Here is a 24,155-nt window from a genome sequence, read left to right on the forward strand (position 1 = left end):
AAGTAATACAAAAACTAGAAAGAAGTGAAGGGAACATGGATATGCTCATTCAAGTGCAGGATCTTAGCAAGATTTATAATCCGGGCGAAAATGAAGTGCGAGCTCTGGACCATGTCAGCCTGGAGATTGATCGGGGAGAATTCGTGGCGATTATCGGACACTCCGGTTCCGGTAAATCAACCTTGATGAATATGCTGGGATGTCTGGATGTACCGTCATCCGGCCTATATTATCTGAATGGCCAGGATGTCTCGGGACTGACGGATAATGAATTGTCGGATATCCGAAACCGTGAGATCGGTTTCATTTTCCAGGGATTCAATTTGATTGCTAATCTGACTGCCATTGAAAATGTGGAGCTGCCTTTAATATACCGGGGAATTGGAAAAAGACAGCGGCATGAACTGGCGGTGGAAGCACTGAACCTGGTGGGGCTGTCCCATCGTATGGATCACAAGCCATCCCAGATGTCCGGCGGGCAGCAGCAGAGAGTGGCTATCGCCCGGGCAGTGGCGGCGAAACCCCCGGTGATACTGGCCGATGAACCGACTGGTAATCTGGATTCCAAGTCCAGCGCCGACATTTTGAAAATGTTAAAGGAGCTGCACCGGACGGGCAGAACGGTTATATTGATTACACATGATAACGACATTGCCGCGCAGGTAAAGCGGGTAATCCGGATCAAAGACGGTTATGTCGAAGCTGATTATTACAACAAGAGTGAGGAGTGTGTGGAAAATGAAAAAGCAGAATAAAGCAGAAGGTGCACCTGCCCAGAGCGCGGCGCCGATGGCGCCTAAGCCCCGTAAAAAACATAAACATCTGGTACGGATACTCATCGCACTGGGGGTAGTTCTCGCGTTATTGGTACTGTTTGTAGTGCCGAAGTTATTTCAGAAACCTGTTTACCCTTCGGTAAATGTAGCGGCCGCGGCAAAGGGAGATGTTCAGACATCACTGGATACCAGCGGCATCGTTAAAAGCGAGGAGGTCAAGACCTATTTCTCGCCCGTAAATGCCACGATCCAGGAGTTAAATGTAAGAGAAGGGGATCCCGTATCAGAAGGCGATAAGCTGGTCGTATTCGATCTGACGGATCTGGAAGACAAAAATAAAGAAGCGGAACTGCAGCAGGCCGCAAGCCAGTACGGTTATCAGGATTCCGTGCAGAAGAGCCGGGAAGGCAGTGCTGACTTAAACGATGCGAAATCAAATCTGGATACTCTGGATCAGCAGATCCGGGAAAAGAAAGATGAGATCACCCGTATTCAGGATGCGATGAATGCGGATGCGATAGAATTCCAGCAGGAGCTGGAGGATTGGAAAAAGGAACAGCAGCAGGCGCCTCAGAGCACACCGGTTCCGACAGCCACCCCGGATCCGGCAGATCCGAATGCGACACCGGTACCGTCTACCCCGGTCCCTACGCAGACTCCGGCCAGTGATATGCCTACATACACTGCTGATGCAAAACTGCAGGCACGTCTGGAGAGCGCTAATTCCGAACTGGCTGAATTACAGGCAAAAAAATCCGAGTACGAGGCTCAGAAATCTTCAGCAGAGGCTTCCATCCTGACCGGAAACGCTTCGGCTCAGTTGAAAGCGAATAACGAATTAACCAAGTTAAGCGGACTGAGTGTGGAAGAATTACTGGAAAAAGGGCGCGAGGGAATCTCCGCGGATTTCTCCGGCGTGGTGACCAAGGTCAGCGCACAGCAGGGCGGCCCTGCAACACAGGGCGGTGAACTGTTCACGGTATCCAGTAACAAGGATGTGGTTCTGGAAATCAAAGTATCCAAATACGATCTGGAAAAGATAGCGGTAGGCCAGAAAGCGGTCATTACCATGGTGGGAAAAGAATATACGGGTGAAGTGACCAGAATCAACCGCATGGCTTCCGTCAATGAGAAGGGAACCCCGGTAGTGGCAGCGGAAGTAAAATTTGACAATCCCGATGAAGATATCTATTTGGGTGTAGAGGCTAAGGTGTCCATTCAGGGCGATCATGCGGAAAATGTTGTGCTGGTTCCCTCTGAAGCGATCAACACCGGAACGGACGGAACCTTCTGCTACGTGGTAGTGGACGGGAAAATAGCCAAGAGAATGGTGACCACCGGCATTTCTTCCGATGAATATATCGAGGTAAAAGAAGGAATCAACGAGGGAGATCAGGTAATCACCAGCGTGACTGTCAATATGCAGGAAGGCATGCAGGTAAATCCGGTGGATGTGAACGCAGCCGCAGCCGGAACTGCCGGAGCAGCTCAGGCTGATGAAGCAGGAGCTGTACAGGAGTAACAGGAAGGAGCAGTAACATATGGCACAACTATTAGAATATCTCAAGATGGCCATAGATAATATCCGATCCAATAAGGGACGTTCCTTTCTGACCATGCTGGGAATCATTATCGGTATCGCCTCGGTTATCGCGATCATGTCGATCGGTACCGGTGTAAAGAGCCAGTTCAGCGATGAACTGAACGCCATCGCCGGAGGCCAGGTATATATCTATGTAAATGAAAACGCGGAAGGCGGAAGCAGTTATATTACGCAGGAGGATATCGACTCCATCAAAAGCAAGATTGCCCATGTAAAAGGGGTGTCTCCTACGGAAGGATTCTACGGAAGCGTTCTGACTGGAAAAGGAAATTTTGACTTGCAGATTACGGCAGGGACCTCTGATTATCAATATGTTATGAATCAGGAACTTGCCCGGGGACATTATTTTACCGAGGAAGACTTTGAAGACGGCAGGCTGGTGGGCGTCATCAGCCAGACAGATGCCATCGCCATGTTCGGTACCGATGATGTAATCGGCATGACTATGGAAGTTACTCTTTGGAATATTACCAAGGAAGTGACTATCGTAGGTGTAAAAAAAGTGGAAAACGGAACATTCGTCACCTATACCTATGATGGAATGCCCATGAGTATCGAGATGCCGTACACGGCCATGTCGGCATTTGATTACTATCCGGAGGATACCGGATTCTACAGCATCTACATTGTAACAGAGGGGAATAAGTACTCAGCCGCTGTTGCCGATGAAGCCATACGGATGCTGGAGGCCAGACATCAGAACGCGGGAAAAGGCGCGTACATGATGCAGGATTTCAACGACCAGATGGCCCAGATCAACAGTATGCTGGATATGATCACTACATTTATCGCTCTGGTCGCCGCCATATCCCTGCTGGTGGGTGGTATCGGAGTAATGAATATCATGCTGGTATCCGTAACCGAGCGTACCAGGGAGATTGGTATCCGTAAGGCGCTGGGCGCCAGAACGGGATCGATCATGCTTCAGTTCCTGGCCGAATCCTCGATTATCACCGTGATCGGCGGTATTATCGGAATCCTGGTCGGAGTAGGCGGGGCGGCGCTGATCGGAATGCTTTCCGGCGGGACGATTGCTCCGAAGACCAGCTTTGGAACGGTTATTGTGGCGACATTGTTCTCTACTGCAGTGGGATTGTTCTTTGGGATTTATCCGGCTAAGAAGGCGGCGAAGTTAAGCCCGATTGAGGCGCTGCGCAGGGAATAAGGGGATGTTTTCCCAAAAGTATGGAGGGAGCCGGCTGTTATGGGGCTGGGGCGCAAGCGGCGCCCGGCTCTGGCAGAGATCCCGGCCTTGCGGGCGGAGCGCATCCGTCTGTTCCGGCACTTAGGGCTTGATCCCGAGTGAAATCTTAATGAAATCTGCCCCGGCTGTTATGGGTGCGTGGCTTATTCGCTCCGATTGCTTGATGCAATCGCAGCTCAGAAGCCACCGGAATTCTGTTTGGAAAACAGAATTTTGCCCATAACAGCCGGGGCAGATTTCATTAAGATTTCTCTCGGGCGCCCTAAGTGCCGGAACAGACGGATGCGCTCCGCCCGCAAGGCCGGGATCTCTGTCAGAGCCGGGCGCCGCTTGCGCCCCAGCCCCATAACAGCCGGCTCCCTCCATACTTTTGGGAAAACATTTTTATGGCTGGGCGTATCTGCATAGACATAGATTGATGATGGGGGAGGGGCGGTTGGATTGCGGTTGGATGCGATTGGATATGGAGATGGTATGAGTATTGTTGTAGAGGGATGATTCGGTTATAATAGAAATAATAGCGTTCGAATAGAAATAATAGCGTTTCGAATGGTGCCCTGATGGAATGTTTGAAGGAAAAAGGGCTTTCGCTGCCCGAAGCTGTGAAATACGATTGGGGGGCCTGCGAAGTGTTTAGGTGATATGGACGGAAACGAGATCGTGATCGTTGCGTTTATGTGACAGAGTTTTAGAGTGGGACATGGAGGTGATAGCATGCTGGATAAGGTTCTGGCCGGGAAGTTTATGGAGCGGGTGCGCAGTTATACGGATTATAATGTGAATATTATGGATGAAAAGGGGATTATTATCGCCAGCAAGGATGAGAAGAGAGTGGGGAGCTTTCATGAGGTCGCTTATCGGATTCTTCAGGGGGAGGGGGATGAGATCAGTGTCAGTGAAAAGGACGAGTTCCTGGGGGTGAAGGAAGGGGTAAATATTGCTATCGTTGAGAACCGGAAGCGGATCGGGGTGATCGGGATTACGGGGAAGGCCCGGGAGATTAAGCAGATCGCGCTGGTGATGAAGATGGCGGTGGAGACGATGTTGGAATACGAGCATTACAAGGATGATATGGCCAGGCGCAGGAATGAGAAAGAAAAGTTTATGGGATTCCTGCTGTACGGCGGATACCGGGATCGGGATGAGCTGTATCAGCTGGCTAAGAGATTGAACTATGAGAGGCATGTTGTGAGGATACCCATTCTGGCAGGCGTGCAGAGCGGCGATGGGACCAAGCGGTACAGCGCAGAGGAACAGCTGCTGGCGGGAATCAAGCAAAGTCCGCTTCATGGAAAACAGGATATATCTTTTATTCCGGGGGAAGGGATGGTCTTGATTTTTAAGACTGTGGGTTGCAGCGCGAAGGATGTGCCGGGCAGATATAGGGATGAGATCCGGACATATGTGGAGTCTTTTGCGGATGATGCGAAAAAAAAGGGAATTTGCTGCCGGTATTTTGTGGGGTCGATTCAAAATTCTCTGGATCAATATCAGGTGGGATTCCGTCATTGCCAGTGGCTGAAGGACCGGACGGCAGATAACAGGGAACTTTTATTTTTTTATGATTTTGTGGATGAGTATTTTAGCAGCCTGGTGCCGGTGACGGAATTATATGGGATGTTTCATGCCTTTTGTTCGGAGCTGGACGGGGAGACGAAGGAGACGCTGGTAGAGCTTATCCGGGCGCTGGACCGGAATGACTATAATCTGGTAAAGAGCAGCCAGGATTTGTTTATACATAAAAACACACTGGTATTCCGGCTGAATAAGATCAGGGAGCTGCTGAATGTGAATCCGGTGCAGAAGACCAGGGAGAGAGAATTCCTGAAGTATCTGTGCCGTTATCTGGAGAGCGGCAGGTGAGGCAGCGGATGTCGTAAATGAGCAGTTCAGGAATGGGATCGGATAAAGATGCCGTAATTTGTGCCCACGGCACAAAATTATGGCATTTTTTTGTGCTAAAGCCGGTTGGAATATTGCGGCAGATCTTTTACAATAGTTTTAAAAGAATGGCGTGCAGGAAAAAGGGCGCCTTTGGAGGAAAATGTATGAAATTTGTTTTTGCACCGGATTCTTTTAAAGGGACTCTGACTTCTCTGCAGGTTACTAAGATATTGACCCGGGAGGCCCGGAAGGTTTTTGGTGATGTGACGACGGTCTCTGTGCAGATCGCGGATGGCGGAGAAGGAACGCTGGAAACCCTGGTCGATCAGACCAAGGGGGAATATATCCGGCAGCTCGTGTTAGATCCGTTAGGGCGGGAGATCGAGAGCGGATTTGGAAAGCTGTATGAGAGCACTGCGATTATCGAGATGGCGAAAGCTTCGGGCCTGCCTTTGTTAAAAAAGGAGGAACGCAATCCGCTTCGGGCGTCTACGTATGGAACCGGGCAGCTGATCCGCGCGGCGCTTGATCAGAATTTTAAGCATATCTACATCGCACTGGGCGGAAGTGCCACCAATGATGGCGGGATGGGTGCTTTGGCCGCGCTGGGGGTACGCTTCCTGGATGACGATGGAGCAGAACTGAAACCGGCGGGTGAAAATCTGATCCATATCCGGGACCTGGACACTACGGGACTGCATCCAGGGGTTGCCGGCTGTGAGTTTACCCTGATCTGTGATGTTAAAAATCCTTTGGTTGGAGCCGATGGGGCAACCCATGTATTCGGCAGGCAGAAAGGCGCTACCGATGGTATGCTGGAAGAGCTGGAGAGAGGTATGCTGCAGTACGCTTCTGTTGTGGAGTCCAAATATAATGTTGAGATCCGCAATATACCGGGCGGCGGGGCGGCCGGAGGAATAGGTGCGGCTTTGCATTTTTTCCTGCATGCGCAGATAAAACCCGGCATCGAGACTGTCCTGGATATGCTGCATTTTGATGAACTTCTGGAAGGAGCGGATCTGGTAGTTACCGGGGAAGGGAAGCTGGACTGGCAGTCTGCGTTTGGCAAGGTGCCAAGCGGTGTGGGATTGCGGTGTAAACAAAAGAACATACCGGTTGTGGCCCTGGTGGGGGCTATTGGCAGGAATGCTTCGGACATTTATGACTATGGCATAGACACTGTATTTACATCCGTATCTTCTGTCACCAGTGAAGAAGAGGTGATGGCCCATGCACAGGAAATGCTGGATGATGCCGCGAACAGGATGTTCCGATGCATTCAGGTGGGAATGAAGATTCGCTGAGGCAGGACGATATTCGGCACATTTTGCCGAATATCGTTTAGAAAGCCATACTTTATAAATAAATAGATTGACATTCTACAATCTATGTGGTATTTTAACGGTGAAAAAACAATGCATGATGCATTATATGGCAATTTACACAAAATAGTATAAAAAGAATGTTAAAAATATAGCAATTAAACAAGAGGAGGAGTATATGGTGTTGAAAATTGGATTTATCGGACTGGGTCAAATGGGGCTGCCGATGGCATTGAATCTATGCAAAGCCGGTTATCCGGTATATGTGCATTCCTCGAACAGGCAAAGCAGCAGCCGTATCCAGGAAGCCGGAGGACATGAGATTGCCTCTTTTGCAAAGATGGCCCGTACCCTGGATATGATCATCACTATCGTACCCGCTGACCAGGAAATTATGGACATTTATCTGGGAGAAGACGGAATTCTGGAGCATGCCCGGGAAGGATTGGTCTGCATCGATATGACATCGGCTCTGGGAGATACCAAACGGCAGGTGTTACAGCACATCAGCCAGCGCGGCAGGCAGATCGGGTTCGCGGATGCACCGGTGAGCGGGGGAGTAACGGGAGCTGAGAACGGGACCCTGACCATTATGGCTGGCTGCCGCAGAGAACTGCTGGAGATCATAAGGCCGGTACTTTCGGCAATGGGAAAGAAGATCGTCTACTGCGGGGACACCGGCAGCGGATCTGATATCAAGATGATCAATCAGATGCTGAATGCCGCCAACACCGCGATCGCCGCTGAGACTGTCTGCCTGGCGAAAAAGTTGGATTTGGATCTTCAGACACTCTGCGACGTGGTCAACGACAGCAGCGGCGGAAGCTATATTTTCAAAAATAATGTACCAAAGTTTTTCCTGACCGGAGACCATACTCCGGGATTCCGGCTGGATCTTATGAAGAAGGATATCGGCCTGTACAGGGAGACGGCCGAGCGGGAGAAGGCGTTTTCTCCTCTGTCCGCCATGATATATGAGCTGTACAAAGCGGTTTCGAATCAGGGGGGAGGAGATAAAAACTATACGTATATTATGAAATGGATGGAAGAGAACCAGAGAAGAGATATCTAAAGCAGAAAAAGGAGGCTATATCAATATGAAAATCGTAGTGTTGGACGGATATACCGAAAATCCCGGGGATCTGTCCTGGGAAGGACTGGAAAGGCTGGGAGAGCTGACCGTTTATGAGCGTACACCTCATGACGACTCGATGATTCAAAGCAGGATTGGGGATGCCGCGCTTATATTTACCAACAAGACTCCTCTGAGTGCAGCGGTCATACAGGCATCGCAAAACCTGCGCTACATAGGGGTATTGGCCACTGGGTATAATGTGGTGGATATCCGGGCGGCAAAAAAACAAAAGATCGTGGTCAGCAACATACCCAGCTATGGCACAGCTGCCGTTGCCCAGTTCGCTATAGGGCTGCTTCTGGAGATCTGCCATCATATCGGCTATCACAGCGATGTGGTCCATCAGGGGAAATGGGAGGCCTGCCCGGACTGGTGCTTCTGGGATTATCCGCTGATCGAACTGGACGGGAAAACCATGGGGATCATCGGTTTCGGACGGATCGGACAGCAGACAGCCAGGCTGGCCGCAGCTCTCGGCATGAAGATTCTGGCATATGATTCTTATCAGGATCCCGGTCTTGCCGGGCAAGAGGTACGATATGTGACGCTGGAAGAATTGCTGGGAGAGTCGGATGTCATATCCCTGCACTGTCCGTTGTTCCCGGATACCGAGGGGATCATCAATCGGGACACGATTGCGAAGATGAAGGATGGAGTGATCATCCTGAATAATTCCCGGGGCCAGCTGGTAGTGGAGGAGGATCTGGCAGCGGCACTGATCAGCGGGAAAGTCGGGGCGGCCGGCCTGGATGTGGTTTCCGCAGAACCGATTCGTGGTGGGAATCCGCTGCTGAAAGCGCCGAACTGCATTATTACACCGCACATTTCCTGGGCTTCCAGGGAGTCCAGACAGCGCCTGATGGATCTGGCTGTGGAAAATGCGGCGGCATTTTTAGACGGGCATCCGCAGAATGTGGTGAATGCATAAATGGACGGAACAGAAAGGGAAAGAGGGAGAAGGAAAAATGGATGTACAAATGGTAGCATGGCAGGATCTGAGAGAATACTGTAAAAATCTGCTGATGTCCCAGGGACTTTTGGAAGAGCAGGCCTTCGTGGCGGCGGACAATCTGGTAGACGCGGACCTGTGCGGAGTGGAATCCCATGGAGTAAGCAGGATGACGATCTATATGAAACGGCTGGAAACCAAAGTGGTCTCCAGAGTGTTCGAGGTAAAGACGGAACAAGAATACGCGGGCAGCATAGAGATCGATGCCTGTAATTCTATGGGGATCTGTGTGGGGGCATATGCGATGAACCGCTGCATAGAAAAGGCGAAGGCAGCAGGGTCCTGTTTTGCGGCGGTAAAGCATTCGAATCATTACGGAATGGCATCCTATTATGTCAGAATGGCGGCGGAACAGGGGATGATCGGAATCACCGGAACCAACGCTCCGCCCAACATTGCACCATGGGGCAGCAGGCAGTCTTATGTCGGAACGAATCCTATCGCGTTGTCCGCGCCTACCAATGGGATGCCCATGATCCTGGATATGGCGCCCAGCACCGTAGCTATGGGGAAAGTTATCCTGGCCGCTAAACTGGGGAACAGCATTCCGGAAGGCTGGGCACTCACGAAGGAAGGCGAGCCGACCACGGATCCGAATCTGGGGATGAAAGGGACGGTAGTGCCGATCGGCGGGCCGAAAGGTTACGGTTTGTCCCTGTTTATGGATGTGTTCAGCGGTATCTTGAGCGGCGCCCAGTTTGGACCACATTTGAATAATATGTGGAATGATTTTGAACATCCGCAGGATGTGGGCCATTTTTTCATTGCGGTTGACATCTCCAAGTTCACGGACCCGGACTTGTTCCGGGATAGGATGGACTCGATGATCGCGGAGATTAAGAGCCTTCCGAAGAAAGACGGAGTCAGTGAAATTATGGTGCCGGGTGAGCTTGAGTATCGCAGAAAAGAAGAGCGGAAGAAAAAAGGAATTCCTTTATCTACAGTAGTTTATGAAGAATTGCGGGCTTTGTCAGAGAGATATCAGGTCCCATTTACTATATAGCATAGCCGCAGCAAGTGCGGCACCGGAGGAACGGAGGAAATTATGAAAGTATTAAAAATTATGGATTGTACCCTGCGGGACGGGGCAAATGTAGTGGGAAAAGGCTTTGACGCAGATCTGACCAGGATGATGCTGAAAGGTCTGATTGAAAGTAATATTAAAACAATTGAATTTGGAAACTGCCTGGGACTGGGCGCCTACGAGGCGGACCACTCCATCGCGCCGCTGACCGATATAGAGTATCTGGAGCTGGCGCAGCCCTATTTGAACCAGGCGGAAATCGGTATGTTCATGGGAGCGAAAAACGCCTCAGCCGGGAATATCGAGCTGGCTGCCCGCTACGGACTGAATTTTCTCAGAATCGGAGCAAACGCGGGAGATGGGGAGTGTGCCAGAGAGGGAATCCGGCTGGTGAAGAAAAATGGTATGGTCTGCCGCTATTCCCTGATGAAAGCATACATTCTGCCGCCGGATGAACTGGCGCAGGAAGCGAAGATGCTAGAAGCATGCGGACTGGACGAGATCACGATCATGGATTCCGCGGGTACGATGGTGCCCGATGAGGTCAGCGAATATGTGGAAAAGATGTCGGAAGCCGTACAGATCCCCATTGCCTTTCACGGGCATAATAACCTGGGCTTGTCTGTAGCCAATGCTCTGGCGGCACAAAAGGCAGGGGCTGCAGTCTTTGATACCGGTTTGATGGGAATGGCACGCAGCGCAGGGAATTGCGCCACCGAATTGGCGGTAGCCGCTTTTCAAAGGAAAAATATGATGCAGGATGTAAGATTATACCAATTGCTGGAGTTTATTGAAAAGGAACTGGCCCCGGCCATGGATAAATATCACTATCGCGCTTCCGTCCCGCCGTTGGATTTGATCTATGGCATGGCGGGATGCCATTCCAGCTTTGCAGCCAGATTTGAGCAGATAGCAAAAGAAAAGGGAGTGCCCCTTTATCCTTTGATTGTCAAGGTGTCCGCAATAGACCGGAAAAATCCATCACAAGAATTAATAAGGAAAGTCGCTGATGAATTAAAATAGCTCACGCAAATTCGCAGAAAGACGGATTATAAAAAGGAGGATTCATATGATGAAAAAAATGAGCAGAAAAATGGCGGCAGCCATTTTAACGGGAACGATGATTTTATCACTTATGGGATGCCAAAATGCGAAAGAAGACAATCAGGCGTCGTCGACAGCGGCGGAAACCCCGAAGGCGGCGGGAGAAGAACAGCCGGGGACGACAGAACTGTCCATGTTTGTGCAGCTGGACCCTAAGACAGCCGCGTCCAGAAAATCACTGTCAGAAGTACCGGCAGTGCAGGAGATCGAGAAACGCACCGGGATTACGATCGAGTTTCTGCATCCGGCCGGAAATGATCTGGCGGAACAGTTAAGCCTGATACTGGCGGCCAATGATCTGCCGGATCTGTTCTCCGTAATATGGAACACGATTCCCGGCGGCGTGGATAAATTGTATAACAGCGGACAGATCATAGATTTGAGCGGATATATCGACACAGACATGCCGAACTTCAAGAAACTGATGGACGCTCATCCGGAAATCAAGACGCAGATGGTGACCGATGACGGGAAGGTACTGATGCTTCCTGAACTGCGGCTGGAAGAATCGACGCAGTACTTCGAATGCTTCTTTATCCGCAATGACTGGCTGGAAGCGGTAGGGAAAGAGACTCCGACCACCATAGACGAACTTCACGACGTATTACTGGCCTTCAAAACCCAGGACCCTAATGGAAACGGGAAACAGGATGAGATACCGTTCGTCTCCGGTTCCGATCAGCCGGGCGTGGAGCGTTTGGGATATCTGTATGGAATCAACACCGCATGGGCAGCCAGTAATTGTATGTATGTGGAGGAAGGCAAAGTGAAGTTCGGACCGGCAGAGGAGACCTACCGGGATTATCTGACGACTATGAATCAGTGGTATAAAGAAGGGCTGATCGATCCGGATTATCTGAGCAGTGATGCATCCGGAAGGGATGCTAAGATCACAAGTGAGGTCGGAGGAATGTTCTATGGAAAGATGAACGGGCAGCAGGCGGTATACTTAGGCGCTATGGCGGACCAGAATCCGGACTTCGATCTGGTCGCTCTGCCCTATGTAAACGCGCCGGACGCAAAGGCCTATGACTTTAATTCCACCTACTGCGTCGGAGTATCTGGAATCGCCATTTCCGCACAGTGCGAAGACGTAAAAACAGCGTTGAAATTTGTGGACTATCTGTATTCGGACGAAGGAAATATGATCTCCAATTTTGGTATCGAGGGGGATACTTATGAGATAGTGGATGGGATTCCGAAATACACCGAAAAAGTGACTAAGAATGAGGAAGGGCTGTCTCTGGTACAGTCTATCGCCAAATATACCATCGGCGGCATTCAGCCCAGAATGATCAACGATATCAACTATTGGGACGCGGTCATGACCTATCCGCAGCAGAAAACCGTATATGAGTCCTGCTCCAAAGCAACCAGAGACCGGATGCTTCCGCTGGTCAGCCTGACAACAGATGAATCTACGGAGGTAAATGGAATCTTTGCGGACTTGAAGCCCTACATACAGGAAATGACGAATAAATTTATCATGGGAGATATCGACCTGTCGGAATTCGATTCCTATATCGATAATGTAAAATCCATGAATATAGACACGGCGGTCGCGGACTATCAGGCGGCATATGACCGGTTTGTCAAAAGATAAGAACATTAGATGAGAACGGTCTGTTCGAAGAATGAGGAAGGAGAGCAGCATATGATCAGTTTGTTTGACAAAATATACGGCTGTGAAGCAGCAGGCTCCATCGGAAACTCCATGGGAGAGATCATGGAGGGATGGACCATAGCGCTAAGAAAGGAACGGCTGGGTTATGTGACGGAGCTTCTGCCGGTGGAAAAGCCGGAGATGGACGGGCGGCTCAACCGGACGAATCCGGCTGATGTGAACCTTGGGAAGCCGCTGATTTACCACGGACACAGGAGAGTCGCCGGGACTACGGAGGATGGGGAGGAACGGCACCGGCTGTGTGCCACCGCCATTATCGAGAAGCAGGGCAGAATCGATGTGATGGATCTGGCCAGGATCTGGGTCCGGGACTTAAAACCAGAGAATTTCGGCTATCTGCTGGGCCCGCAGGATCAGATTATCTTCTACGCGCTTCAGGCCGGAATACCGCCCCAGGAAGTGGGCCGCTACGCTTCGTGGCCGGGATTCTACGGAACCAGCAAGATGATTTCCCCCATCGGGGAAGTCAACGCCTGCTTCCCGAAGATGGCTGCCCAGGATGCTGCCAACGTGGGACGGATCAAGGATGTGCAGGGAATGTCCGGAAATTACGCCATCGAAGTGTGCAGCGCCTACGCGGCCGCGGTGGCGGAAGCGCTCAAACCGGACGCCACTGTTTCCAGCGTGATCGATACGGCCCTTGGCTGTCTGAGCTGGTCTGCGCGCTCGGACTGTATGGAGGCACTGAAATGGGCGGACGGGTGCGATGACATAGAAGAATACGGCCTCCAGTTTGAGAAAAAGTACGAGGGGCGCCCGGTATCCAATGCGGTGGAGATTTTCTCCGCAGCTCTTGGGATCTTTCAGATGGCGGACGGGCATCCGAAGGACGCGATTATCTATGGGGTCAATTCCGGCAGGGATACGGACTGCCGTGCCCATACGGCCGGCTCCCTGTCCGGCGCATTGAGGGGAGTCGGGGAAGTCCCGGAAAACTGGATTCGTCAGGTGGATGAGGCCATGAAGATCAACGAATACACGGTATCCAGAAGGACGATCCGGGAATCGGCGGAAGGGCTCTATCAGGCGGCTCTGTGTAATATGGAGGAAATGAAGCAGACGGTGGCGTGGATGGAAGAACAGATCCATTAAAGGAATCGTGTCTCCCTCAGTGAAGGGGACAGATCAGAGATAAGAATAGGACATGGAGAATGCTTATGGTAAATAAAAAGACGATCAAGCCCCGTAAAAGCTTTGGACAACGGGTCAAAATAGAATTGTCCAGACACAAATATTTGTATCTGATGCTGATTCCGGTGGCACTTTATTACATTATCTTTATGTACGTACCGATGTACGGATCAATCATTGCCTTCAAAGACTACCGGCCGGATCTCGGAATCCTGGGAAGCCCCTGGGCGGGACTCAAGCATTTTAAAGATTTCTTTACTTCCATATACGCGTGGAGAGTTATCCGCAATACGCTGCAGATCAGTCTGGGAACCCTGTTATTTGGGTTCCCGGCACCGATCATACTGGCACTTCTGCTCAATGAGATACGCTCGAAGATCTTTAAAAAGTCAGTTCAGACGCTGACCTACCTGCCGCATTTCATTTCCACCGTCGTTATTTGTTCGATTATTCTGAACTTTACCGCTACGGATGGAGTGGTAAACAGCATTATTACGGCACTTGGCTTTGAACCGATCCAATTTATGATCCGGGAGGAGTGGTTTCAGCCGATCTATATCGGTACGACGATCTGGCAGCAGGTGGGCTGGGACTCCATCATCTATATCGCGGCTCTGGCCGGTATCGACCAGCAGCTGTATGAGGCGTGCAGAATCGATGGCGGGGGGCGGCTGCGGCAGCTGATTACAGTAACGCTGCCGGGTATCCTGCCGACGATCGTGGTCATGCTGATCATGAACGCGGGGAAAATCATGAGCATTGGTTATGAAAAAATATTACTTTTGTATAATTCCAATACCTATGAGACCGCGGACATTATATCAAGTTTCGTATACCGCAGGGGAATCGTGGATATGAATTACAGTTTTGCTTCCGCGGTAGGGCTGTTCAATTCCGTGATCAATCTGATCCTGCTGGTATCCGTGAACCGTATTTGCCGTAAATTGACGGATAACAGCCTGTGGTAAGGCAGAACCAGTGGAGGAAAAGGTATGTTCAGAAATTTTGCAAAAAAATCCAGAGGTGAAAAGATATTTACCGTCTTGAATTATCTGTTTTTAGCTCTGCTGACGGTTATCATTATATATCCGTTTGTGTATGTGGTGTTTGCCTCTTTCAGCGACCCGTTTGAAATCATGAGTTCCAGGGGACTGCTGTTTAAACCAAAGGGATTTTCCCTGGAATCCTATAAGGTCGTGTTCCACAACCCGAATATCTGGCGTGGATATCTGAATACCCTGTTTATCCTGGTGTTTGGAACCGGCATAAACATCCTGCTTACGTCCTTCGCGGCCTATGCGCTTTCCAGGCCCGATTTCAGGGCGGGCAGTAAGATTATGGTGCTGATTGTATTTACCATGATGTTCAACGGCGGAATTATCCCGACTTATATCCTGGTGAGAAACATAGGGCTATTTAACAATCTGTTTGCGCTGATACTGCCTACGGCAATTAATACCACAAACCTGATCATTATGCGGACGGCCTTCCGCGAAATACCGGACTCCCTGCTGGAAGCGGCAAAAATGGATGGGGCCAACGATTTCCAGCTGTTATTTAAGATCGTCATGCCGCTGTCAAAGGCGACGGTAGCGGTTATGGTTTTATTTTACGCAGTTTACCACTGGAATGCATGGTTTAACGCTTCCCTGTACTTGATGAAACGGGAGCTGTATCCATTGCAGCTGATTCTCCGGGATATTCTGATCCAGAACGATACGGCCAGCATGACTGTGGGGACTTCCACTACCGATACGGCGGCGGTAGGACAGACGATCAAATATGCCACCATTATGGTATCCACGCTGCCGATTCTGTGTGCGTATCCGTTTTTGCAGAGATTTTTCGTAAAAGGAGTTATGATCGGGGCGGTGAAAGAATGATGAGAGAATCCCTTCATGAATACTTTCAGATCGGGACCTTACAGTGGATGTCCTATCCTGATCTGGAGGCTGCGGATGCTGTCAGAAAAATAGCTTCAGACGACTATTTTGACGCAGTGGAAATCAGTCCCATACCAAAGGCCCGGCGGTCGGAAGTGAAAAAACTGCTGGAACAGTCTCATCTGAGAGTCTCCTACGGCGCGCATTGTGCCCAGCTGCAGGCAGGATGGAACCCGAATTCCCTGGCAGAAGAGGAACGGCAGTATGCCCGGGATCAGCTGCTTTTGTGTATTGACGAAGCCGCATGGCTGGGAGCGGGGACCCTGTCATTCCTGGCCGGAAAATGGGATACGGGAAAGCAGGAGGAACACCTGCAGCAGCTGGTGAAAACGACGGAAGAGCTGTGCAGGTATGCGGAGCAAAAAGGGATGTACATAGAACTGGAAGTGTTTGACTACGATGTGGATAAATGTGCATTGATCGGACCGGCTGCCCTGGCGGCGGAATTTGCCGCTGCGGTCAGGAGGGACTGTCAAAACTTTGGGTTGATTGTGGATTTGTCCCATATACCGCTGACGCATGAAAGCACAGAACATGTGGTACATGTTTTGAGACCCTATATTACACATTTTCACATTGGAAATGCGGTCCTTTACCGGGAAAGCCCGGCTTACGGTGATCAGCATCCCAGATTTGGCTATCCGGCCGGCCAAAATGACGAGGCGGAGGTGGCGGCGTTTCTGCGTATCCTGCAGACGGAAGGATTTTTGGACAAGAGGCTGCGGCTGCCTTTGTCTTTCGAGGTGAAGCCAAGAAAAGAGGAATCTGCCGATATTATTCTGTGTAATTGTAAAAGGACGCTGAATTCCGCCTGGCGAAGATTAAATGGGGATTGGGGATGATTTGATTGCCAATGATCAGAATAAAGAGTATGCTTGCACATTCTATATAAAAAATGATATTGTTATATTAAGAATGAATGGTTTACCAATATAGGATAAACGAATAAGGCAGTGAGAGGAATGAGTATGGAACTGACAAATGCGAACAGCAGACTGGATATCTGCCGATCCACAAGTGAAAGGGTATGTGAAATATTAAGACAGGCTGTCTGGGATCATACGCTGACGGCGGGGGAACGGCTCGTGGAGGCCAAGCTCGCAAAAACTCTGAATATCAGCATCACACCGTTGCGGCAGGCCTTTATTTTACTGACGAAAGAGGGGCTGTTGACCTCCTTTCCCTATAAGGGGACCTATGTGACCTATATTACAAAGGAATATTGTCAGGACGTGCTCTTCGTACGCAAGCAGCTGGAGCCGGCTGTCTGCCAGGCAGCCTTTCCCAGGATAACGGCCCAGGATATCAAATACCTGAAAGGGCTGTGCAGACAATCCGACTATTATTATGAAAAAGGGGATAAGCTGGAAGCGATCCATTTTGATATCCTTTTTCATGAATTTTTCTTCAGCAGAGCGGGGAGCGCCCTGATGCTGGAAATGTGGAATATCCTGAAAAACAGGGTGATCGCGGTGCAGTCCTACACCAAGATCCGTGAAGTGGAAAAGGGGTATGTGAGCGCCAGACACGGCGGTATCATAGCAGCCCTGGAAAAACGGGACCAGGAAGAGGCGATCCGATGCCTGATCGAGCACCTGGAAACTTCCACGCTGAACTACAACTTCCCCAGCGAGGACGAAGTAGAGTACCGCTGATCTGGACTTGTTCCAGCCAGTCTTCTATTATGGTTGTCAGGCGTTTTTGGGTATGCTATAATACTTTGTATTGTAGCATACCTTTTACCATTTAATAGGAGATTTTCAACCGGAGGCGGATTCATTTGGAAATAAAATTTGATGTAAAAATGACAGCGCAGACCATGTACGATTTTATGCTGTACCATTCCTACCGGAATTTTCAGGGAGTATTCGGTACCTTCCTGGGAGTTGCCGTGCTGATCCTGGCTATAATGACATTCGGTGATGTTTCCACCGGCTATACCATCCTGTATCTTGCCTTTGCCGTAATCTTTCTGGTATACACGCCATTAGGACTGTACACCAAGGCAAAAAGGCAGGTGGCCATGACCCCGGCATTCAAAAAACCCATCACCTATATCTTAAACCCGGAAGGAATCGCCACAGAACAGGACGGCAACAAAGCGCAGGCGAAATGGTCGGATATTTACAAAGTGCGCAAGACGAAAAAGTCCCTGCTGCTCTATCTGAATAAAGTAAACGCGGTGATACTTCCGGTCGAGAGCATGGACGCCCGGTACGGTGAAGTGGTCGCGTGCATCAGGGAGCATATCCCGGAGAACAGGGTCCGGATAAAAGAAAGCGGAAAGACAGGAACATAACTATGGTAATCGAAACAAACCGGCCGGAGGATACCTTTGCGCTGGGCAGAAAGGTCGGAGAACAGGCCGGGGCCGGACAGGTCTATACCCTGGTGGGGGATCTGGGTGTCGGAAAAACCGTTTTTACACAGGGGGTTGCGCGTGGACTCGGAATAACAGAACCCATCAGCAGCCCTACCTTTACGATTATACAGGAATATGAGGAAGGGCGTCTGCCTTTCTATCATTTTGATGTGTACCGGATTGGGGACATAGAGGAAATGGAAGAGATTGGCTATGAAGACTATTTCTACGGTGAGGGCATCTGCCTGGTCGAATGGGCTAATCTGATCGAAGAACTGATCCCTGGGGACGCAGTACATGTGACGATTGAAAAAGATCTGGAGAAGGGATTTGACTACCGCCGGATCACGATCACAGGAGGAATCGACCTATGAAAATTCTGGCACTTGACAGCTCCGGGCTGGTAGCGACGGTGGCTGTGGTAGAAGATGACAATCTTCTGGCAGAATATACGGTAAATTATAAAAAAACACATTCCCAGACGCTGCTGCCCATGCTGGACACGATCGCATCCATGATTGAACTGGATCTGGACAGCATCGATGCGATCGCGGTGGCCAAAGGCCCCGGCTCCTTTACAGGGCTCAGGATCGGCTCCGCCACAGCCAAGGGACTGGGCCTGGCGCTTGACAAGCCATTAATCGGGGTTCCCACAGTGGACGGGCTGGCCTATAATCTGTATGGAACGGACAAGCTGATCTGTCCGCTGATGGATGCCAGACGCAGCCAGGTCTATACGGGAATCTATGAATTTATAAAAGAAGAATTTCACGTACTAGACGCCCAGATGGCGGTACCGGTCGAAGAAATCGCGTGCCGGCTGAACAGCTATGGCCGGGAAGTTATCTTCCTGGGTGACGGGGTGCCGGTATTTTCCGAAAGGCTGGCAGAGCTTATGCAGGTGCCGTATTCCTTCGCGCCGGCTCATATGAACAAACAGCGGGCGGCCGCAGTGGCCGTACTGGCGCTATCCTACGCGAAAGCCGGAAAAATAGAAAGCGCGGAACAACACATGCCGGATTACCTTCGGCCTTCCCAGGCAGAACGGGAACGTGAGGAAAGGAAGAACGCCGGAAAATGCTGACAGTGCGCCCAATGGAAGCAAAAGACTTACGCCAGGTAACTGCGATAGAGAAGGAAACTTTTTCGATCCCATGGTCCGAGAAAGCTTTCCTGGATAGTTTGAGCCTTCCCTATACGATCTATCTGGTGGCGGAAACGCCGGATGCGCAGATCGCGGGGTATTGCGGGCTGTATCAGGTATTCAGTGAGGGAGAGATCACTAATGTGGCTGTGGCATCCGTATACCGCAGGCAGGGGGTAGCCGAGACTATGCTCACAGAGCTGCTGGAACAGGGAAAACAGATGGGAACCGAGAGCTTTTTTCTGGAAGTGCGCCGGAGTAATCTGCCGGCTCGCAGACTATACGAAAAGCTGGGATTCTGCGGGGATGGGATCCGCAAAAATTTTTATGAAAAACCTAAGGAAGATGCAGTTATTATGTGGAAGCGTTGATAATAATTCCCACTAGGAACAAAAGCAAAAAGCCGATATAATGAAGACAGATAGAAAACATGACAGCAGGTTTGAAATCAGGGAGGAATCGGCATGCGTAAATACAAAGAGAAACGAACATTTTCCGTAGAGAAGATCTACTGCAATATGTGCGGAAAAGAAATGACCGTCGTGAACGGAGTGATCCGGGAGGGGGTACTTTCCGTGGACAAGTCCTGGGGGTATTTTTCCGATAAGGATGGGCAGGTGCATTCCTTCGATCTGTGCGAGGAGTGCTATAATCAGTTGATTGGGAATTTTAAAATTCCAGTTGAAATTGTAAAAGAAAAAGAATTAATATAGAAGAAAAATGGAAAGAAGCAGGAAAGCTCTTAAGCCGGAAGGAAAAGGTTAAGAGCGATAATGGAGGAACCATGCTGGATGTTTGTTTGTTAGGAACAGGAGGAATGATGCCGCTGCCCCGCCGGGCGCTGACGTCGTTAATGACTCGGTACAACGGGAGCAGTATACTGATCGACTGCGGGGAAGGAACCCAGGTCGCAATAAAAGAAAAAGGTTGGAGCTTCAAGCCCATTGATGTGATTTGCTTTACGCACTACCATGCAGACCATATCAGTGGGCTTCCGGGCTTATTGCTGACCATTGGAAATGCAGAACGCACGGAGCCCATCACCATGATCGGTCCGAAAGGGCTGGAACGTGTGGTATCTGCCCTTCGGGTGATCGCGCCGGAGCTGCCGTTTCCCATCGAGTATATCGAGCTGAACGGACCGGAACAAGAGATCGAACGCGGCGGCTGCCGGATTCGGGCGTTCCGGGTCAATCATAATGTGGTCTGCTATGGTTATACCGTTGAAATCGACCGGGCAGGCAGGTTTCAGGTGGAGCAGGCACAGAAGTGTATGATTCCCCAGAAGTTCTGGAACAAACTGCAAAAAGGCGAGACCATAGAAGACAGCGGACAGGTGTATACACCGGATATGGTTCTGGGCCCGCCGCGAAAAGGAATAAAGCTGACCTACTGTACGGACAGCCGGCCGGTAGCCGCCATCGCGGAGCATGCGCAGGAGTCCGATCTGTTTATCTGCGAAGGCATGTATGGAGAAAAAGGAAAAGAATCCAAAGCTGCCGAATATAAGCACATGACTCTCTATGATGCGGCAGAACTGGCTAAAAGTGCGCGGGTGAAAGAGCTTTGGCTGACGCATTACAGTCCGTCGCTGATCCATCCGGAAGAGTTTGCGGCTGATGTGCAGCAAATATTTCCGAACAGTGTGATCAGCAGAGACCGGAGAAGTACGACATTGGAATTTGAAGAGGGGAAATAAACGTGGAAAATGATGTGTTACTTTTGGCAATCGAGAGCTCCTGTGATGAGACGGCCGCTTCTGTAGTAAAAAACGGAAGAACCGTGCTGTCAAATGTAATCTCTTCCCAGATCGAACTGCACAAGCTCTATGGCGGCGTGGTTCCGGAGATCGCATCCAGAAAGCATATTGAGAAAATCAATCAGGTTATCCAGGAGGCCCTGGATACTGCAGGGGTCACCCTGGATGACTTAAGCGCCATAGGGGTTACCTATGGGCCCGGGCTTGTGGGTGCTTTACTGGTGGGCGTCGCGGAGGCAAAAGCCATCGCTTACGCTAAAAAGCTGCCGTTGGTGGGAGTCCATCATATCGAAGGGCATATCTGTGCCAACTATATTGAGAATCAGGACCTGGAACCACCGTTTCTGTGTCTGGTGGTGTCAGGGGGTCATACCCACCTGGTCCGTGTGAAGGATTACGGAGCGTATGAGATCCTGGGCAGGACCAGAGATGATGCGGCGGGAGAAGCCTTCGACAAGGTGGCCAGGGCCATCGGTCTGGGGTATCCCGGTGGGCCTAAGATCGAAAAACTCGCGAAGGAAGGCGATCCCCATGCGATCCCGTTCCCAAGGGCGAAGATAGAAGAATGTGCCTATGATTTCAGCTTCAGCGGACTGAAATCCGCAGTGCTGAATTATATGAACGGCTGTAAAATGAAGGGGGAGACGGTCAGCGAAGCTGATATCGCGGCTTCCTTCCAACAGGCAGTCATCGACGTACTGGTACGCAACGCCATGCAGGCGGTAGAGGACTATCAGGCGGACACTCTGGCCATCGCCGGAGGGGTCGCATCCAATGGGACATTACGGGAAGCAGTTCGAAAAGCCTGTCAGGAGAAGGGGGTGCGCTTCTGTCATCCGTCGCCGATTCTGTGTACCGACAACGCCGCCATGATCGGAACGGCCGCTTACTATGAATATAGAAAAGGAGTGCGGCATGGCTGGGATCTGAATGCCGTGCCCAACCTAAAGCTGGGTGAACGCGTATGAAAAAGGACCGGTGTATCGCCATCGTGCTGGCAGCGGGTAAAGGGAAACGGATGGGAAGTGAGATACAGAAGCAATATCTTCTTCTGAATGGCAAGCCCATGATCTGGTATTCGCTGGATACTTTTCAGAAATGTGAACTGATCGATGAAATAATCCTGGTGACCGGGGCAGGGGAAGAGGAATACTGCCGGCGGGAAATCGTAGAAAAATATCGGTTTTCAAAGGTGGTGTCTGTGATCCCTGGCGGCAGGGAGAGATATCATTCGGTAGCCAATGGCCTGCATGCCATATCGGAATGCGATTATGTGTTTATACATGACGGGGCCAGGCCCTTTCTAACCGGAGATATCATAGACCGGGTATATGCGGCTGTAAAAAAGTATCAGGCCTGTGTCGTGGGAATGCCGGTGAAAGATACGATCAAAGTGGTGGACAGCCAAAGCTTTGCTGTGGATACGCCGGACCGGAGCGCTTTGTGGCTGATACAGACGCCGCAGGTATTTTCCTATGAGTTGATCCGGAAGGCCTATGACTTACTGCTGGAACAAGGGGATGAGGCGGCTGTGACGGATGACGCCATGGTAGCGGAGCTTCTGCTGGGGACGAGGGTAAAGTTAGTTGAGGGCTCTTATCGGAATATCAAAGTAACCACGCCCGAGGACTTGAAGATCGCGGAGGCATTCTGCCCGCAGGTTTAACAATATTGCAAGTTTTGTGATAGGGCAGGCTGAGTGATAGGGTAGGCTGAGTGATAGTGCAGGCTGAGTGATAGTGCAAGGCTTAGCAATAGTAAGAGAAGATACCTTACAGCATAATGTAATTTACATAAAAAATATCAGAGCCCGAAAAAACAGAAAAGATGATGTATAGAATCAGGATTTCGTGTTAAACTTCTAAATACTGGCGCCCGGTAAGGGCAGTCCCGCTGAGATAGTAACTTCTGTTTTCCGGCAGCGCAGGCTGATAATTCAAGCAGCATGAAAGCTTAAAATGCGACAGAAATCAGAAAATATGGCAGTAATATTGGTTGTAAACCGCATGTTTTCAGGCATGGAATCACTTACTGGAAAAAAATGAAAAACTAAGTAGAAAAGTAGTTGACAGGCAGAAAATGTGATGGTAGAATATTAGTTGCCGCTGAACAGCGGACAACTTGGAGAGGTGTCCGAGTGGTTTAAGGAGCTGGTCTTGAAAACCAGTGACTCCGCAAGGGGCCGTGGGTTCGAATCCCACCTTCTCCGCTCATAAACAGCCGCTTTTGTTGTTCTGGAGGCGGTCTCATATAAATATTTGATTTGGCTATATTTGGAGAAGTACCCAAGCTGGCCGAAGGGGCTCCCCTGGAAAGGGAGTAGGTCGTTAATAGCGGCGCGTGGGTTCAAATCCCACCTTCTCCGTTGTTTGGAAAAGCTTTTAAAAAAGAATATAAAAAAATGGAAAAAAGTAGTTGACAAAATACATCGGACCATGGTAATATATTCGAGCTGACCCAAACGAGGAAAGCAAGGTTCTTACCGAGAACCGCTGATGAACATTGATAACTAAACAGTGAAACAACCCTGAAAATTCTAAAAAAGAATTTCAGAAACGAACGCTTTCCTATTATAGAAGCGACCAAATGCAAAAGCGATTTTGTAGACGAGAGCGGAAGATGGGAAGCAACCTTAAAACAGTATGACGGAAAGATAGCTAGTAGTTATCTTGACGGAATCAAACACTTAAACATGAGAGTTTGATCCTGGCTCAGGATGAACGCTGGCGGCGTGCCTAACACATGCAAGTCGAACGAAGCACTTATAATGATTCCTTCGGGATGAAGAATTTGTGACTGAGTGGCGGACGGGTGAGTAACGCGTGGGTAACCTGCCTTATACAGGGGGATAACAGTTAGAAATGACTGCTAATACCGCATAAGCGCACGGTCTCGCATGAGACAGTGTGAAAAACTGAGGTGGTATAAGATGGACCCGCGTCTGATTAGCTGGTTGGTGGGGTAACGGCTCACCAAGGCGACGATCAGTAGCCGACCTGAGAGGGTGATCGGCCACATTGGGACTGAGACACGGCCCAAACTCCTACGGGAGGCAGCAGTGGGGAATATTG

General features: G+C 50.2%; 23 protein-coding genes, 2 tRNA genes and 1 rRNA gene. All 26 read left to right on the plus strand.

Going from position 1 to position 24,155, the window contains the following annotated elements; genetic code table 11:
• Nucleotides 1-35 precede the first annotated feature (35 nt).
• A complete protein-coding gene (locus tag ABC831_RS11635; protein ID WP_343248294.1) occupies nt 36-755 on the plus strand; it encodes an ABC transporter ATP-binding protein in 720 nt (239 codons plus the stop codon).
• On the plus strand, nt 739-2,298 hold the full coding sequence (locus ABC831_RS11640) for an efflux RND transporter periplasmic adaptor subunit (RefSeq protein ID WP_343248295.1): 1,560 nt from the start codon (nt 739-741) through the stop codon (nt 2,296-2,298). Before ABC831_RS11635 ends, ABC831_RS11640 begins: the two co-directional genes overlap by 17 nt.
• A 19-nt stretch (nt 2,299-2,317) precedes the next feature.
• A complete protein-coding gene (locus ABC831_RS11645) occupies nt 2,318-3,544 on the plus strand; it encodes an ABC transporter permease (RefSeq protein WP_343248296.1) in 1,227 nt (408 codons plus the stop codon).
• Nucleotides 3,545-4,297: 753 nt separating this feature from the next.
• Nucleotides 4,298-5,446, plus strand: coding sequence for a CdaR family transcriptional regulator (locus ABC831_RS11650; RefSeq protein ID WP_343248297.1), 1,149 nt, complete (start codon nt 4,298-4,300; stop codon nt 5,444-5,446).
• A gap of 185 nt (nt 5,447-5,631) precedes the next feature.
• Nucleotides 5,632-6,771: a glycerate kinase family protein gene (locus tag ABC831_RS11655; RefSeq protein ID WP_343248298.1), complete on the plus strand. Its 1,140-nt coding sequence runs from the start codon at nt 5,632-5,634 to the stop codon at nt 6,769-6,771.
• Nucleotides 6,772-6,967: 196 nt separating this feature from the next.
• Nucleotides 6,968-7,861, plus strand: coding sequence for an NAD(P)-dependent oxidoreductase (locus ABC831_RS11660; RefSeq protein WP_343248299.1), 894 nt, complete (start codon nt 6,968-6,970; stop codon nt 7,859-7,861).
• A 25-nt stretch (nt 7,862-7,886) separates the two neighbouring features.
• Nucleotides 7,887-8,852: a D-2-hydroxyacid dehydrogenase gene (locus ABC831_RS11665; RefSeq protein ID WP_343248300.1), complete on the plus strand. Its 966-nt coding sequence runs from the start codon at nt 7,887-7,889 to the stop codon at nt 8,850-8,852.
• Nucleotides 8,853-8,889: 37 nt separating this feature from the next.
• On the plus strand, nt 8,890-9,936 hold the full coding sequence (locus ABC831_RS11670) for an Ldh family oxidoreductase (protein ID WP_343248301.1): 1,047 nt from the start codon (nt 8,890-8,892) through the stop codon (nt 9,934-9,936).
• A gap of 42 nt (nt 9,937-9,978) precedes the next feature.
• Nucleotides 9,979-10,980, plus strand: coding sequence for a beta/alpha barrel domain-containing protein (locus ABC831_RS11675; protein ID WP_343248302.1), 1,002 nt, complete (start codon nt 9,979-9,981; stop codon nt 10,978-10,980).
• A 46-nt stretch (nt 10,981-11,026) separates the two neighbouring features.
• Nucleotides 11,027-12,664 carry an extracellular solute-binding protein gene (locus ABC831_RS11680; RefSeq protein ID WP_343248303.1) on the plus strand — a complete coding sequence of 546 codons (1,638 nt, stop codon included), beginning with the start codon at nt 11,027-11,029 and terminating at the stop codon, nt 12,662-12,664.
• A gap of 9 nt (nt 12,665-12,673) precedes the next feature.
• Nucleotides 12,674-13,837 (plus strand): ADP-ribosylglycohydrolase family protein, encoded by a 1,164-nt coding sequence (locus tag ABC831_RS11685; protein WP_343248304.1) that lies wholly within the window; start codon nt 12,674-12,676, stop codon nt 13,835-13,837.
• Nucleotides 13,838-13,902: 65 nt separating this feature from the next.
• Entirely contained in the window at nt 13,903-14,844 is a 942-nt protein-coding gene (locus ABC831_RS11690) for an ABC transporter permease (RefSeq protein WP_343248305.1), read from the plus strand.
• 24 nt (nt 14,845-14,868) lie between these two features.
• A complete protein-coding gene (locus ABC831_RS11695) occupies nt 14,869-15,759 on the plus strand; it encodes a carbohydrate ABC transporter permease (protein WP_343248306.1) in 891 nt (296 codons plus the stop codon).
• On the plus strand, nt 15,759-16,661 hold the full coding sequence (locus ABC831_RS11700; protein WP_343248316.1) for a sugar phosphate isomerase/epimerase family protein: 903 nt from the start codon (nt 15,759-15,761) through the stop codon (nt 16,659-16,661). The genes ABC831_RS11695 and ABC831_RS11700 overlap by 1 nt, the downstream gene beginning before the upstream one ends.
• A gap of 126 nt (nt 16,662-16,787) precedes the next feature.
• Nucleotides 16,788-17,474 (plus strand): GntR family transcriptional regulator, encoded by a 687-nt coding sequence (locus ABC831_RS11705; RefSeq protein WP_343248307.1) that lies wholly within the window; start codon nt 16,788-16,790, stop codon nt 17,472-17,474.
• 125 nt (nt 17,475-17,599) lie between these two features.
• Nucleotides 17,600-18,118 carry a YcxB family protein gene (locus ABC831_RS11710; RefSeq protein WP_343248308.1) on the plus strand — a complete coding sequence of 173 codons (519 nt, stop codon included), beginning with the start codon at nt 17,600-17,602 and terminating at the stop codon, nt 18,116-18,118.
• Between the two features lie 2 nt (nt 18,119-18,120).
• Complete coding sequence (gene tsaE / locus ABC831_RS11715; protein ID WP_343248309.1) at nt 18,121-18,555, plus strand: tRNA (adenosine(37)-N6)-threonylcarbamoyltransferase complex ATPase subunit type 1 TsaE; 435 nt, start codon at nt 18,121-18,123, stop codon at nt 18,553-18,555.
• On the plus strand, nt 18,552-19,265 hold the full coding sequence (tsaB, locus tag ABC831_RS11720) for a tRNA (adenosine(37)-N6)-threonylcarbamoyltransferase complex dimerization subunit type 1 TsaB (RefSeq protein ID WP_343248310.1): 714 nt from the start codon (nt 18,552-18,554) through the stop codon (nt 19,263-19,265). The genes tsaE and tsaB overlap by 4 nt, the downstream gene beginning before the upstream one ends.
• A gap of 11 nt (nt 19,266-19,276) precedes the next feature.
• The gene (gene rimI, locus ABC831_RS11725; RefSeq protein ID WP_343248311.1) at nt 19,277-19,696 is read left to right on the plus strand and encodes a ribosomal protein S18-alanine N-acetyltransferase; all 420 of its coding nucleotides are present in this window, start codon (nt 19,277-19,279) and stop codon (nt 19,694-19,696) included.
• Between the two features lie 93 nt (nt 19,697-19,789).
• Nucleotides 19,790-20,038 (plus strand): hypothetical protein, encoded by a 249-nt coding sequence (locus ABC831_RS11730; protein ID WP_343248312.1) that lies wholly within the window; start codon nt 19,790-19,792, stop codon nt 20,036-20,038.
• Between the two features lie 71 nt (nt 20,039-20,109).
• Nucleotides 20,110-21,024: a ribonuclease Z gene (locus ABC831_RS11735; protein WP_343248313.1), complete on the plus strand. Its 915-nt coding sequence runs from the start codon at nt 20,110-20,112 to the stop codon at nt 21,022-21,024.
• On the plus strand, nt 21,021-22,052 hold the full coding sequence (gene tsaD / locus ABC831_RS11740) for a tRNA (adenosine(37)-N6)-threonylcarbamoyltransferase complex transferase subunit TsaD (protein WP_343248317.1): 1,032 nt from the start codon (nt 21,021-21,023) through the stop codon (nt 22,050-22,052). The genes ABC831_RS11735 and tsaD overlap by 4 nt, the downstream gene beginning before the upstream one ends.
• Nucleotides 22,049-22,750, plus strand: coding sequence for a 2-C-methyl-D-erythritol 4-phosphate cytidylyltransferase (gene ispD, locus ABC831_RS11745; protein ID WP_343248314.1), 702 nt, complete (start codon nt 22,049-22,051; stop codon nt 22,748-22,750). The genes tsaD and ispD overlap by 4 nt, the downstream gene beginning before the upstream one ends.
• 457 nt (nt 22,751-23,207) lie before the next feature.
• Nucleotides 23,208-23,293: transfer RNA gene (locus ABC831_RS11750), tRNA-Ser, on the plus strand.
• A gap of 66 nt (nt 23,294-23,359) precedes the next feature.
• A tRNA-Ser gene (locus ABC831_RS11755) sits at nt 23,360-23,449 on the plus strand.
• Nucleotides 23,450-23,772: 323 nt separating this feature from the next.
• Nucleotides 23,773-24,155 (plus strand): 16S ribosomal RNA (locus tag ABC831_RS11760); the annotation flags it as partial.

The sequence above is a fragment of the Diplocloster hominis genome, assembly GCF_032380655.1.
GTDB lineage: Bacteria > Bacillota > Clostridia > Lachnospirales > Lachnospiraceae > Diplocloster > Diplocloster hominis.

What these genes read in the sequence shown, in the direction of transcription:
- ABC831_RS11705 (WP_343248307.1), top strand. Translation starts at nt 16,788, where the DNA reads ATGGAACTGACAAATGCGAACAGCAGACTGGATATCTGCCGATCCACA.
- tsaE (WP_343248309.1), top strand. Translation starts at nt 18,121, where the DNA reads ATGGTAATCGAAACAAACCGGCCGGAGGATACCTTTGCGCTGGGCAGA.
- ABC831_RS11660 (WP_343248299.1), top strand. Translation starts at nt 6,968, where the DNA reads ATGGTGTTGAAAATTGGATTTATCGGACTGGGTCAAATGGGGCTGCCG.
- ABC831_RS11675 (WP_343248302.1), top strand. Translation starts at nt 9,979, where the DNA reads ATGAAAGTATTAAAAATTATGGATTGTACCCTGCGGGACGGGGCAAAT.
- ABC831_RS11665 (WP_343248300.1), top strand. Translation starts at nt 7,887, where the DNA reads ATGAAAATCGTAGTGTTGGACGGATATACCGAAAATCCCGGGGATCTG.
- ABC831_RS11685 (WP_343248304.1), top strand. Translation starts at nt 12,674, where the DNA reads ATGAGAACGGTCTGTTCGAAGAATGAGGAAGGAGAGCAGCATATGATC.
- ABC831_RS11655 (WP_343248298.1), top strand. Translation starts at nt 5,632, where the DNA reads ATGAAATTTGTTTTTGCACCGGATTCTTTTAAAGGGACTCTGACTTCT.
- ABC831_RS11650 (WP_343248297.1), top strand. Translation starts at nt 4,298, where the DNA reads ATGCTGGATAAGGTTCTGGCCGGGAAGTTTATGGAGCGGGTGCGCAGT.
- ABC831_RS11640 (WP_343248295.1), top strand. Translation starts at nt 739, where the DNA reads ATGAAAAAGCAGAATAAAGCAGAAGGTGCACCTGCCCAGAGCGCGGCG.
- ABC831_RS11735 (WP_343248313.1), top strand. Translation starts at nt 20,110, where the DNA reads ATGCTGGATGTTTGTTTGTTAGGAACAGGAGGAATGATGCCGCTGCCC.
- ispD (WP_343248314.1), top strand. Translation starts at nt 22,049, where the DNA reads ATGAAAAAGGACCGGTGTATCGCCATCGTGCTGGCAGCGGGTAAAGGG.
- ABC831_RS11695 (WP_343248306.1), top strand. Translation starts at nt 14,869, where the DNA reads ATGTTCAGAAATTTTGCAAAAAAATCCAGAGGTGAAAAGATATTTACC.
- ABC831_RS11680 (WP_343248303.1), top strand. Translation starts at nt 11,027, where the DNA reads ATGATGAAAAAAATGAGCAGAAAAATGGCGGCAGCCATTTTAACGGGA.
- ABC831_RS11700 (WP_343248316.1), top strand. Translation starts at nt 15,759, where the DNA reads ATGAGAGAATCCCTTCATGAATACTTTCAGATCGGGACCTTACAGTGG.
- ABC831_RS11635 (WP_343248294.1), top strand. Translation starts at nt 36, where the DNA reads ATGGATATGCTCATTCAAGTGCAGGATCTTAGCAAGATTTATAATCCG.
- ABC831_RS11670 (WP_343248301.1), top strand. Translation starts at nt 8,890, where the DNA reads ATGGATGTACAAATGGTAGCATGGCAGGATCTGAGAGAATACTGTAAA.
- ABC831_RS11690 (WP_343248305.1), top strand. Translation starts at nt 13,903, where the DNA reads ATGGTAAATAAAAAGACGATCAAGCCCCGTAAAAGCTTTGGACAACGG.
- tsaB (WP_343248310.1), top strand. Translation starts at nt 18,552, where the DNA reads ATGAAAATTCTGGCACTTGACAGCTCCGGGCTGGTAGCGACGGTGGCT.
- ABC831_RS11730 (WP_343248312.1), top strand. Translation starts at nt 19,790, where the DNA reads ATGCGTAAATACAAAGAGAAACGAACATTTTCCGTAGAGAAGATCTAC.
- ABC831_RS11645 (WP_343248296.1), top strand. Translation starts at nt 2,318, where the DNA reads ATGGCACAACTATTAGAATATCTCAAGATGGCCATAGATAATATCCGA.
- rimI (WP_343248311.1), top strand. Translation starts at nt 19,277, where the DNA reads ATGGAAGCAAAAGACTTACGCCAGGTAACTGCGATAGAGAAGGAAACT.